The organism is Mariprofundus sp. NF (assembly GCF_013387455.1).
GTDB lineage: Bacteria > Pseudomonadota > Zetaproteobacteria > Mariprofundales > Mariprofundaceae > Mariprofundus.
In genome coordinates this window covers 1-12262 of the sequence record NZ_VWNC01000009.1, presented here as the reverse complement: position 1 = coordinate 12262, position 12262 = coordinate 1, and the positions used below count along the sequence as shown (strand labels likewise).

The window sequence follows — 12262 nt, the reverse complement described above, 5'->3', positions numbered from 1 at the left end:
ATTGATTAAACTTATTCCGGCATAACAATCTTTTTGTAGCCGTGCGTCAATTGGCAGAACCCTGCTCGGTGGGATAACCGCCATTGCTCCAGGCCATGGTTCCGCCACTGACATTGATCAGATTCTTAAATCCGCACTGCTGCTCAAGATAGGTTGCTGCCTGCGCAGAGCGGGCGCCCGAATGACAGATCAGAAACACGTCACCCTGCTTAGGAATCTCATTGGCTCTGGCCATGATGGTATTCAGTGCGATCAGCTTTGCACCGGGCACATGAACTGTGCGATACTCATCCGGAGAGCGCACATCGATCAGGGCAAAGGGTTCATTCTTTTCACGGGCTATCAGCCAACGTGGATAGAGTTGATCTACGGTCAGAGTCTCCATCACGGTTTTACCACCGGATGAGTGGCCTCTTTCCAGGCCGTGATACCACCCAACAGATTCTCAATGTTGGTGTAACCGGCTTTTGCCAGCATGCTGGCTGCATTGGCTGAACGACGGCCCGAGTGGCAGTAGAGGTAGACCTGTACGTCTTTAGGCACCTCACTGATACGCTCTGCCAGCTCCTGAACAGGAATCAACATTGCACCCTCAATATGGCCTTCGGCATACTCTTCAGGCGTACGCACATCGATAAAGACAAACGGCACAGCCGATGAAGCGCCCTGATTCCAGTGCTGATAAGCGTGTTGCACAGCGGTATTTTCATAACCTTCAGCACTCTTCTCACCAAACCCACAGGCTGCTGCACTCATCGGTAATATGATTAGCGCTGCCAGCATCAACCAGACTCTTTTTGTAACCATGTTTTAACTCCTGTCTCTCTCTATATATAGCAAATCTTATTATGTTGTTCTCTTCAATCCGTGACAATGTCACATGGGGCGATATGGCGTAATCACCTGACCGGAAGGCCTGCACTGCGCCATGCCCCCATGCCACCGGAGAAGTTGTACACCTCTCTGTAATCGGCATTGGCAAAGGCTGTTGCGGCCATGGAGGAGCGTGTACCTGATGCACAGATCACCACCACAATCTTATCTTTGGGGACCTCTTGCATGCGTTCAGAGACCTCACCCAACGGGATATGAACTGCTGTCGTAGCATGCCCTGCTTGCCACTCACCGAGCTGGCGCACATCAACCAGTGTATGCTCCCGGTTACGCAGTTGCATATAGTCAGCCGCACTCAACGATTTCACCCCTGACATCTTCGGCCAGATCACCCGCTGCCAGAGCATCCATCCCACCAGCAGCGCGATGAAGATGTAAACGGCATTCTCTTGCATAAATTGCATCTATCTATCCTCACGATTCAGAGATCAGCTGTTACAGCATCTCTCTGTAGAATTTTATCGGCAGGCGCAAACGACTTTCACGTATGGGGGGGGGGAGAGGAGCCGCCTGCGCCCGCCAATCTTTTCGGCCCTTTCAGACCACTACTTTTCGCAGCACTGCTTCATGCCCAGCTTGGCAAGAATAGTCTCCATCAGGCACCAGTTGGTGAAACCCGACTGCAGCAGATTCACACCGATAAATGCGGTGAACCAGAGCCAGCTGGGTTCAGTTAACACCACACCGTTATACAGTGATGCCAGAAACAGGCTGAGCAGGATAAATGAGCCCGCAATAATTCGTATAGCGCGTTGAATAGTCATATTTCAACTCCTTTTTTACTCATAAATTAAACCCTTACAACCTTTCACCGCAAAGTAGGCAGGGTTACGCAAAGGAAAATAAAGCAAGGGAAAAGGCTCTTCATCAACTTGATAGTTAATTGTGAATTAGCCAGTTCACTCCAACCAAATCTTCATTGCGAACTGTTTCAGATTCTACTTTGCGTTCCTTTGCGTCCTCTGCGGTTAACGTCTTTGACAATGTTATTCATTGGTCAGGCTCCAAGTTGGCCTGCTCGGACTCGAGTGGACGATCTTTGTGCCACAGATAATACATCAACGGGGTCACAAACAGCGTCAGGATTGTGGCTGCCAGCGTGCCAAAGGCCATGGATACTCCCAATCCTCCGAATACCGGATCGGTAATCATGATTGAAGTACCTGCAATCACAGCCAGGGCGGTCAGTAGAATCGGACGCGCACGTACTGCCCCACCCTCTAATACAGACTCTTTCACCGAGTACCCCTGCTTACGGTAATCAACAATGAAATCGATCAGCAGGGTGGAGTTACGCACCACAATACCGGCAAGTGCGATCATGCCGATCATCGATGTGGCGGTGAATGGCTGTCCTGTAATCCAGTGGCCGGGAAAAATACCGATCATGGTCAGCGCTGTTGGTGCCATCACCATCATCGGCAGCACGAACTGACCATAATAGGCCACCATCAACAGGAAGATCAGTACCAGTGCGACAATGAATGCAGCCCCCAGATCACGGAACACATCCAGTGTAAGACGCATCTCGCCATCCCACAGCAGATGATAGCCAAAGGTATTCTCCGGTGCGGTATCGGTGAAACGCATGCCACCGGTTTTCACACTTACACCGGGAAGCATCTCCTGCTCATCAATCTTGCCATCCATCTCCAGTAGCGGATAGACCTGTGATCCCTGCTTAGGCTCTGCCATCACATAGGTCACCGGATGACCATCTTTGGTATAGATCGGTTTAGAGGCCACCCCCTCCTCTATCACAGCAAATGAGGAGAGTGGTACCGCGCCGTTAGCACCGCTGACATAGATGCGGTGCAGATCTTCAGCATGGGCGCGCAGTGCCTTAGGCAGCTGCACATGCAGACGCACCTGATGACGCTCTTCATCAACATGCACTGCACCAAAGTTATAACCTTTAAGGAAATCTTGCAGTGCTGTCACCACCTGTCTGGTTGCCACACCCAGATGAGCAGCCTTCTCCTTATCCACATGCACATTCAACTGCATCTGGTTTTCACCCACTGAATCATCGATATCAACCACATCATAGGTTTGGCTAAACTGCTTACGCACCGCTGTGGCCAGCCGGCGCTGCACCTCATAATCAGGTCCATAGATCTCAGCCAGCAGTGTTGAACGAACCGGTGGACCCGGAGGATCTTCAACCAGTTTGATAATGGCATGCGGATTGGCCGCCATGACACCACTTAAGAGCTCGCGCAATTCAAGCACAATGGCAGCTGAACGGATGGAGCGATCATGTTTATCGACCAGATTCACACGAATTTCAGAGAGGTTTGCCCCTTTTCTGAGTACAGCGCCACGCAACATACCATTAAAATCGACAGGGCCGGCCTGACCGACAAAGGTTTCATAATCGATCACCATACGATGCGCACGCAGCACATCACCCACCTGACGTGAGATGCGGTCACTCTCTTCAAGCGTTGCACCTTCCGGCAGGTCGATGGTGATATTAAATGTGTTATTATTACCTTTAGGCAGCATCTTCAGCTCAACTGTACCGGGGGTCAGCGGGCCATTGATGCCTGCAGGCCTGAGGAACTGCCAGCCCGGCTGCATCATCGCTGCCACAAACAGAACCAGCGTAACCAGCCAGAACAACTTGCGAACACCACTATTCTCAATCAATGGCGTAGCAAAACGGACATAGGTGCGATAAACCCAATCCTTTTCGGCATCTTCATGATGTTGCACCTGACTCACCAGTTGGGTTGGCAGAAAACGCTGTGCAATCCACGGTGTAAACATATAGGCAATCACCAGTGAAGCGGCCATGGCCACAGGTGTATTAAACGGGATAGGCCCCATATATGGCCCCATCATGCCGGTCACAAAGGCCATCGGCACAAAGGCCAGAATCACAGCAATGGTTGCAATAATGGTTGGTTTTCCCGTCTCATTGGTGGCAATGACAATCAAACGTGCCTTATCCGCTGCGCTTTTCACGCCTTTGTGCAGATGACGATGAATGTTCTCAATCACCACGATGGCATCATCAACCAGCAGACCCAGCGCCAGAATAAGCGCAAAGAGTGTAATCCTGTTGATGGTTTGATCTGCCATCAGGCCGATCGCCAGCACCACAAACAGAATCAGTGGAATATTCATGGTCACAATGGCCGCTTCCCGCCAGCCAAGGAAAAGCAGCAGAATCAGAATCACCGTTGCAATCGCGATACCGAGATGTTCAAGCAGCATATTCACAGCCGCATTGGCACGTTCGCCCGAATCGCGGGTGATCGTGGCCTGAACATTGCCCGGAATAAAATCGCCTTGCAGCTCATTCAGCTTCTCTTCAATACGCTGAGTAACGTCAACCGCATTGGTGCCACGTTTCTTAGCCAGTGCAATCGATACTGCCGGAAGTTCGGGTTCCAAAGTCCCCTGCCCCTTGGCATGAGCCGAACCAAAACCGATGCGGTGATAGTTCTCCGCCTCAGCAGCGCCATCAGAGATCGTGGCAATATCTTTAAGATAGATCGCCCTGCCCTGCCACTGGCCGACAACCAGTTGTCCGACCTCTTCAGCGGTTTTCAAATAACCATTCAGCCAGATTTTAGTCTCACGATTATCACCGACCAGTGAACCGACCGGACCACCGGCATTGGCTGACACCAGCACATTGTGCAGTTGATCCAGAGGAATCTGATATGCAGCCAGTCGCGAAGGATCCAGACGAATACTGATCTCATGATCAGATCCACCAATAATTTCAGCTACTGAAACCCCGGCAAGCGGTGCCAACTGATCGCGAACACGTTCAGCCAGACGTTTTAGTGCTAAACCATCCATATCCCGGGATGAGAGTGTGATCACCGATGCCGGCACATCATCCACATCCACCGGTTTCACCAGCGGTTGTGAAGCACCGGCTGGAATACGATCCATGTTCTGCATGATGCGGTCATAGAGTTTGACCAGACTGACCTCTTTATCTTCGCCAACCTCAAACATCACAGTCACCACAGCCAGCGAATCCATCGCCATGCCATAGGTGTGTTCAACACCGGTAATCTCGCGCAGCACCATCTCCATAGGCCGCACAATCAGGTTCTGCACCTCTTCCGGGCTTGCCCCCTGCATCTGCACAAAGACATTGGCAGCTGGCACATCAATCTGTGGATTCTCCTCACGCGGGGTCACCATCAGGGCCAGCAGACCGATAAGGAAGATCAGTATGCTGAGCATTGGGGTAATATTGGAGAACATCGCCGCTTTACCAAGGCGACCGGCTATATTCAGAGGCGCCTCACTATCTGAATGCGCCTCACTGTTCAGTGATGTTTTTTCACTCATTGTGCAGCCTGCACCTTCATGCCGCTTAGCAATGCAGGCTGGCCATTCCAGGCAATCGTGTCGCCTTCATGAAGTCCGGCCAGCACTTCAATCTGACCATTTCTCATCTGCCCTACTCTGATCTGGCGGTAGTGGGCAACACCCTTATCATCAAGCAGATAGATACCGTTAAGCCCGGCACGATCAATCACCGCTGCGGCAGGAACCTGCAACCCCTTGCGGCTTGCAACCTTAAATCCAACCTGGGCATACATGCCCGGATGCACATCATCTCTGGCCTGCAGTGAAATTTTAATCAGAAACTGATGTGAGACAGCATCTGCCGCCTGTACAACCTGGCGCACGATGCCTGTAAAAGCCTGCTTCAGTGATGAAACCTCAATCTCCACCTCATCACCTTCATGTATGCCACTGACAAACTGATCAGAGACATAGGTCTCCACCAGCAGGTTGGCCGGATCCTCAATCACCAGAATCGCTGCACCGGGTGATGCCAGATCACCTTTATTCATACGTTTTTCAACCACCACACCATCCACCGGCGAGCGCACCTCAGCATATCCGAGCTGATTGCGGGCCTGCTCAACCTGAGAACGGGCTACTTTGTAACGCAGATGCACACGATCAAGCTGCTGTTTACTCACGGCACTGGCCTTGAACAGCTCTTCGTAGCGATTCAGATCACCCTTGGCATCAGCCAGATCAGCCTCTGCCTGCACAAGCCCCTGCCGAGCATTCACTGGATCAACACGAACCAGTACCTGACCTGACTTCACACTATCGCCTTCACGAACCGACAGTTTACGAATATAACCTGAAATGCGAGATGAGATAGAAACACGATGATCAGAGGTCACACTGCCACTGGTAACATAACGAACAGGCAGATCCATCGCGGTTATAGTCAGCGACTCAGCTTTGGAAACCAGTGGTGAAGCCGATTGAGAGGCCTGTTCATCGGAGCCACAGGCTGTTAACAGCAGAGCGGTTGAGACTGCTGCCGCAAAACCGATAAATCTGTTCATTGAATCACTCCTTCATTAAGTGTGCCTGTTGCAAGCAGTAGTGCTGCCTGGGCAACGTTGAAATCATATTTGGCGCGAATGGCGGCAACGCGGGCCGAATCGGCCTGCACCTGCGCATCAAGCAGATCTGAGGTTTTGGCCAGCCCCTGCTCAAAACGCAGTGATTTAATGCGCAATGACTCCTCGCTCTGCTTGAGTGCTTCACTCTCGCTCTCATAACGCAGACGACTCTCCGCCAGCTGACGCCAGGCCTGGCCGATCTCATTATGAATCTGCTGTTTCAGATCAGCGGATTTATATTCAAGCGATACAGATTCAGCCTGCGCAGCGCGATGTTTGGCACGATCAGAGCCACCGGCGAAGATATTCATGCTGACGGTTGCCCCCACCATGGTATTACGATTTTTCACGCCGAAAGTGGATGAGTTCCACTCCTGTGCCGCAACCAGATTCACATGCGGAAGAAATGAGGCGCGTGATTGATCGACACCGGCTGATGAGGCCAGATACTGCGCTTCGACCGCTTTCAGGTCGGGGCGATTGGCTATCCCGCTGTTGATGGCTTCCTGCAACGTGAGAACCGGCATCTTCAGCTGTGGATCCTCTTCGGTATTCAGGGTGACATCACCGTTAAGCCCCATCACCCGCTCCAGCATCTCTTTACTACTGGCATAACTGTTTTTCGCCTCTTCAAGCTTGAGCGTGGTACGCAACTGATGCACGTTGGCATCCATCACATCACTTTTGATCAGCACGCCACGTTGCTCCATAGCCTGGGTATCTCTGTAACGTTTATCAGCCGCAGTGACTGCACGCTGCATCGCACTGATCTGCGCCTGTGACTGCCTGACGCGGGCATAGGCTGAAATCACCTGAAACACCACCTGCTGGCGCATAAAACCGTGGCCATAGATGCTTGCTTCGGCGCGATGCGCGGCAAGTTTTCGACCGGCCCACAGTGCACCACCCTGGTAGAGCGGCATGGTCACACCGACACGGCTCTGATAATTATTGATATAACCGGGATTATTCATCACGGCCGGATTGAAATCAGCGGCAGTGATGCTGCGCTGATTGAGTTTCATGCCAAAATAGTCACCCGGTGCATTGCTGCGCGCCACACCGGTGGAGAGATCAACACGCGGCAGCAGACGGCCAGTTGCATCGGCGATACCCGCATTAGCCTGCTCAACCGACTGCACATTGGCTGCCAGCATACGATTGTTGGAGAGGGCATAATCCACACTCTGCCTTAGTGTAGAAATTTCTGCGGCAGTCACGGAAGTAACTGAACCGGAGAGTGCTGCAGCCAGCAGTAGACTCTTCATTACATAATTAGAATTTACTGATATATTGGGGCAAAAAAAGGCCATCAGCCCTCCTCTTTCGGCGCCACACACATCTCAGGGCAGTAGATGAACTTCAGCGCCTGCACCAGATCGGCAAAAGCCGGATTGGCGATACGGTAGATCACTTCCTGACCACGTTTCTCATTCTCAAGAATGCCAAGCATACGCATCTTGGAGAGATGCTGTGAGAGATTGGACTGCGCTGCACCAGTAGCCTCAATCAACTCGTGGACACACATCGGTCGCTCCAGCAACAGGCAGAGAACAGAGAGACGCAACTCGTGCGCAATCGCCCTTAAACCCTGGCTGGCAGCTTTGATTCTATCTTCTGGGATCTGAGGTAAATCATTCATGACCCGTAATATATTCGATTCTAATTATATTAGCAACATGTAATATTATATTTTCTATGCATTGCAGTTGTAGCTGGATATGGGAGATTAGGGTCATGAGCCAAGCCGTAGTCAGCGCCAAATCCCTGCGCAAAACATTTGCAGATCGCGACGTGGTCTGCGGTATCGATTTCGATATTCGCCCCGGTATCTGCTTCGGCATTCTCGGCCCCAACGGAGCTGGAAAAACAACCCTGATTCGCATGTTGATGGGGCTCAGCCCGGTCACTGCAGGTGACTACCGGCTATTCGATAGAGATGTCTCTGAAGCGGCCATTCACAGTCGGGTTGGTGTCGTGCCGCAGCAGGACAATCTTGATCCCGACTTCTCGGTACGCCTGAATCTGAAGGTTTATGCCGGTTATTTCGGCATTTCTGCCAAAGAGGCCGAACCGCGCATTGAGGAGCTACTCGAATTCGCTGCACTAAGTTCGCGTGGCGATGATCAGGTCGCCACCCTCTCCGGTGGCATGCGCAGGCGACTGATGGTGGCCCGCGCCCTGATCAATGACCCTGACCTGATTGTGCTCGATGAGCCCTCCACAGGCCTTGATCCGCAGGCCCGTCATCTGATCTGGCAACGGCTGCGATCACTAAAAGCTGCTGGCAAAACCCTGATTCTGACCACCCACTACATGGAGGAGGCTGCCGAGCTGTGTGATGAGCTGATGGTGCTTGATCGCGGCAATATTTTAACACGCGGTACACCGAGAGACCTGATCAGAGAACATGTTGAGCCGGAGGTGGTGGCGATTCGGGGACTGCATAATGAACTCGATGCCATTGAACTCTGCGAAGGGTTGGATATCCGCCGTGACCATGTCGGTGATACATGGTTCTGCTACGGCATTGATGCCCGACCTCTGGTGACCCGCTGTGCCGAGCGCAGTGAACTCACCTTCATTCATCGCCCGGCCTCACTGGAGGATGTATTTCTCAAACTTACCGGCCGCGACATGAGGGAGGAGGCATGAGCCTCTTCCAGCTCATTCCCACCCATGTGCTGGCTGTATGGCGGCGCAACTTTCTGGTCTGGAAACAGTTGGCCGGCGCATCGATGCTGGGTAATTTCGGAGACCCCTTCCTCTATCTGCTGGGTCTGGGTTACGGACTGGGCAGCTACATTGGAGATATGGGCGGCATCCCCTACATGGCCTATCTGGCCAGCGGCATCCTCTGCTCCAGTGCCATGAACACCGCCACCTTTGAGAGCCTCTATTCAGCCTTCACACGCATGAATCAGCAGGGCACCTGGGAATCGATGCTCGCCACACCGGTTCGTGTGCAGGAGATCATTGCCGGAGAGCAGATCTGGGCAGCCACCAAGAGTCTTATTAGCGGCACAGCGATCTTTCTCGTGGCAGGCCTGCTCGGTGGTATCCAGCAGTGGGAAACCGCCTTTCTCGCCCTGCCTGTGATCTTCCTGATTGGACTTGCTTTTGCTGGCCCCGCTCTGGCGATCTGTGCCATCTCCCCCAGCTACGATTTCTTCCTCTACTACTTCACATTGGCCGTGACTCCGATGTTCCTCTTCTGTGGTGTTTTCTATCCGATTGATACCCTGCCCAACCTTGTTCAGATGATTGCCCAGCTTTTACCTCTGACCCATGCCGTGGCACTGATTCGCCCCCTTTTGACCGAAATGCCACTAACCATGCCGTGGCTGCATGTAGGCGTTCTCGCACTTTATGCCGTTGCCGGATTCACTCTCGCAGCCCGTCTGGCCTCACGGCGACTTCTGCGCTAACCACCTAGTATCGTTCATCAATAGTTCAAAATATGGCCGACTTCAGCACGACTCAAAGAGAGTTCGAAAGAGAGGGTGTCGGAAAAAATTATTATTTTTCAAATATTTACGAGAATTAACCCTACTGAAAATGCTTGATTATTTTACTCGGTTATTTTATGTTGGAAGACACGATCGTCCAGGTGGCGGCAAGGAGTTCAACATGAGTGATTCAGATCAGGTAGGCGGCTCAATGGAAGCAATTATACTGACATCAATTACAGGCGGCGTAGCGATAGTTTTCTTCCTGTTTTTAGGCGGCATTCTATAACCCCCAAAAGCACCAAGTCAGTATAGTCCCGGCCGATCATGCCGGGGCTTTTTTTGCCCGAAATTCATCATCTCACTTTCAAAAAAAACACCCCGACATGCGGGGCAAAAATCAGATCATATAGAACTGCAAAAACTATCAGTGCAAACAGTCGGAGAGTTTTTTATTCAGCCGGGGTTCGGCAGCAGCAATATATTGAACATCCGTTGTGTGAGGGCAGGTCCAGTCTCTGGTTTCATTAGAATCACTGCGACCAACTGAGCCACAATCAAGATCATGGGATGGCCCACACGCCATGCACTCATCCACCTTATTCAGGGCCTCTTGCAGAGATCCCGGATAGAAGGGTTTTGCCAAAGACATACAGGCCAGACTGTTAGTCTCTAAACCGGAATCAGCCCCATCACTCATGATAATAAATTTCATCTCGCGATTCTCAGGCGCCAGGCCTGCCATCATCTGATAACCGTTCATATATGGCATCACTACATCCACAAAAGTAACACATGGTTTTACGAAAGCATCGGAGTTCACATGCTGAATATAGGTCAGAGCATCCGAAAATGATTGCACATCGTAACCAAACCGCTCTAACAGGGCCTCCATAAACTCCCGAATACAGGCATCATCATCAACAATATGAATTAATCGTTTGGGCAAATCGTTCATGATCATCACTCCTTCAGCTCGTACCAGATAAACAACTTCTGTCCTTGCTTAGAAATATCTACCCAAACAGCAAAAAAGGTGCGTGAACTATTTCACAGATCCAAAATTAATTGCCTATTTTTCAAATTAAATTCACAAAACAGGACAAAAGCAGGTCTCCCCCCCCCTATTCCCTGCAAAACAACTTAAGCGGCACAGTCGCGAGCCAGACCTGATTGCTTCTCTATTATTCCACGGCCATACTCTCTTACCCCGTTTGATCTATACTAGTAACAGGTAGAAATCATTCCGGATTGGAGGTGCCATGTATGCCTAAGATGATGATAGCCACAGCCCTCCTGCTTGTTGCGTTTTTAATGCAGGCATGCGCCGCTGATATGGAGGCGGAGGTGGATAGGTCCGAGCTAAAGAGAACCGGCAGTGCAGATATCCATGCTGTTTCCGACGCCAGGCTCAGAACAGTTATGCGGAAGATCAGATCTCAGGCTATCGATCACGATGATGCATCAAGAAGCGAAGAAGAAGAGGCCGAATATTTCAGTCAAGCCGCCAAAATCGCTGACTCGATTGAAGCATCCGCACAATTTTTTCCCAAGATAGGCGAACGACTCACACTCACCCCTCAGGAGCTTGAGACCTTCACAGCACTTGGCGACAAACTCAGAGGACAGGCTGAAGAGGTAAGATGGCTGGCCATTGCCGGAGGAGCAATGTCTCTACGAAAAAAAATGAATCAGACGATCGAAACCTGCAACAGCTGCCACGATCTTTTCCGAACCATGCCCAAGGGCGCAAGCAAGTAAGAGAAAAAACGTAACTGCATAATATTTCTAAACAAATGATAGCATCAATATTGCATTGCAAGACTTGCCCTCATCCCCTGCCAACGGAATGGATAGACTGTCCCGATTTTACGATTTTAAGGAAAGATCTCATTGCCACTAAAAGGTAGCACTTTTTTCACTTTCCCCCTTCCCTAGGCAGTGCATTTAAGCACTAGCTTTGCTCCATACCCTTTAACTTTAGTTACGCGGTAGCTCCCTTTCCCATTGAGAACGGGCACAAGCAATTCTCTTAATTCTTTGGCTGCAGAATTTTCTCTTTTCTTTTTATAATTTTTCGCTTCAAAAAGCTCTAAGGTGATTGAATTTTCAGATATTTTTAATAATACAGCATCAATATCCGTAGTTTGAATCGCTACCGTATTGCTAGACACCCAAGAGCGTGACAAATTAGCTCTATGGAGGTCACGATGAGTGGCAAGCGATATACAGAAGAATTCAAGATTGAAGCAGTAAAACAGGTGGTTGATCGAGGGCATTCGGTTTCATCCGTTTCAAAGAGATTAGGGATAACGACGAAGAGCCTTTACGAATGGATCAACAGATTCGGGAAGCCTGACTCTCAGCACAATCAACTGACAGCTCAGCAGCAGGAAATACGAGCCCTGAAGAAAGAGTTACGCCGGGTAACGGATGAGCGTGATATCCTAAAAAAGGCCGCAGCGTACTTTGCCAAGGAGTCCCAGTAAGGTACGCCTTCATCAAAAAGAACCT

Annotated in this window: 13 protein-coding genes and 1 pseudogene; 4 read left to right on the top strand and 10 right to left on the bottom strand. The window is 50.8% G+C overall.

The window, feature by feature from the left end; translation table 11 throughout:
• Positions 1 to 46: 46 nt before the first annotated feature.
• The 8 genes from F3F96_RS11205 to F3F96_RS11170 all read right to left on the bottom strand — a co-directional run bounded on the left by F3F96_RS11205 (position 47) and on the right by F3F96_RS11170 (position 7941).
• Positions 47 to 385, bottom strand: coding sequence for a rhodanese-like domain-containing protein (locus tag F3F96_RS11205; RefSeq protein WP_186338978.1), 339 nt, complete (start codon positions 383 to 385; stop codon positions 47 to 49).
• Positions 385 to 807 (bottom strand): rhodanese-like domain-containing protein, encoded by a 423-nt coding sequence (locus F3F96_RS11200; RefSeq protein WP_176963368.1) that lies wholly within the window; start codon positions 805 to 807, stop codon positions 385 to 387. Before F3F96_RS11200 ends, F3F96_RS11205 begins: the two co-directional genes overlap by 1 nt.
• A 92-nt stretch (positions 808 to 899) precedes the next feature.
• Positions 900 to 1298 (bottom strand): rhodanese-like domain-containing protein, encoded by a 399-nt coding sequence (locus F3F96_RS11195; RefSeq protein ID WP_176963367.1) that lies wholly within the window; start codon positions 1296 to 1298, stop codon positions 900 to 902.
• A 141-nt stretch (positions 1299 to 1439) separates the two neighbouring features.
• The gene (locus F3F96_RS11190) at positions 1440 to 1658 is read right to left on the bottom strand and encodes a DUF2892 domain-containing protein (RefSeq protein ID WP_176963366.1); all 219 of its coding nucleotides are present in this window, start codon (positions 1656 to 1658) and stop codon (positions 1440 to 1442) included.
• Positions 1659 to 1884: 226 nt separating this feature from the next.
• Positions 1885 to 5214: an efflux RND transporter permease subunit gene (locus F3F96_RS11185; protein ID WP_176963365.1), complete on the bottom strand. Its 3330-nt coding sequence runs from the start codon at positions 5212 to 5214 to the stop codon at positions 1885 to 1887.
• Positions 5211 to 6239 (bottom strand): efflux RND transporter periplasmic adaptor subunit, encoded by a 1029-nt coding sequence (locus F3F96_RS11180; protein WP_176963364.1) that lies wholly within the window; start codon positions 6237 to 6239, stop codon positions 5211 to 5213. Before F3F96_RS11180 ends, F3F96_RS11185 begins: the two co-directional genes overlap by 4 nt.
• Positions 6236 to 7567, bottom strand: coding sequence for a TolC family protein (locus F3F96_RS11175; protein WP_176963363.1), 1332 nt, complete (start codon positions 7565 to 7567; stop codon positions 6236 to 6238). The genes F3F96_RS11180 and F3F96_RS11175 overlap by 4 nt, the downstream gene beginning before the upstream one ends.
• A gap of 44 nt (positions 7568 to 7611) precedes the next feature.
• The gene (locus F3F96_RS11170) at positions 7612 to 7941 is read right to left on the bottom strand and encodes a metalloregulator ArsR/SmtB family transcription factor (protein ID WP_176963362.1); all 330 of its coding nucleotides are present in this window, start codon (positions 7939 to 7941) and stop codon (positions 7612 to 7614) included.
• A gap of 95 nt (positions 7942 to 8036) precedes the next feature.
• On the opposite strand from F3F96_RS11170, the gene F3F96_RS11165 reads away from it, so the two are divergent.
• Positions 8037 to 8954 carry an ATP-binding cassette domain-containing protein gene (locus F3F96_RS11165; protein ID WP_176963361.1) on the top strand — a complete coding sequence of 306 codons (918 nt, stop codon included), beginning with the start codon at positions 8037 to 8039 and terminating at the stop codon, positions 8952 to 8954.
• Positions 8951 to 9727, top strand: a complete 777-nt coding sequence (locus F3F96_RS11160) for an ABC transporter permease (RefSeq protein WP_176963360.1) — start codon at positions 8951 to 8953, stop codon at positions 9725 to 9727. Before F3F96_RS11165 ends, F3F96_RS11160 begins: the two co-directional genes overlap by 4 nt.
• A 448-nt stretch (positions 9728 to 10175) precedes the next feature.
• Here F3F96_RS11160 and F3F96_RS11155 read toward each other — a convergent pair whose 3' ends face one another.
• Positions 10176 to 10706: a response regulator gene (locus tag F3F96_RS11155; RefSeq protein ID WP_176963359.1), complete on the bottom strand. Its 531-nt coding sequence runs from the start codon at positions 10704 to 10706 to the stop codon at positions 10176 to 10178.
• Positions 10707 to 11014: 308 nt separating this feature from the next.
• On the opposite strand from F3F96_RS11155, the gene F3F96_RS11150 reads away from it, so the two are divergent.
• On the top strand, positions 11015 to 11509 hold the full coding sequence (locus F3F96_RS11150) for a cytochrome c (protein ID WP_176963358.1): 495 nt from the start codon (positions 11015 to 11017) through the stop codon (positions 11507 to 11509).
• A 173-nt stretch (positions 11510 to 11682) separates the two neighbouring features.
• Here F3F96_RS11150 and F3F96_RS11145 read toward each other — a convergent pair whose 3' ends face one another.
• Positions 11683 to 11922 carry a hypothetical protein gene (locus tag F3F96_RS11145; RefSeq protein ID WP_176963357.1) on the bottom strand — a complete coding sequence of 80 codons (240 nt, stop codon included), beginning with the start codon at positions 11920 to 11922 and terminating at the stop codon, positions 11683 to 11685.
• A gap of 36 nt (positions 11923 to 11958) precedes the next feature.
• Here F3F96_RS11145 and F3F96_RS11140 point away from each other — a divergent pair.
• A pseudogene (locus F3F96_RS11140) lies at positions 11959 to 12262 on the top strand (transposase); the annotation flags it as partial.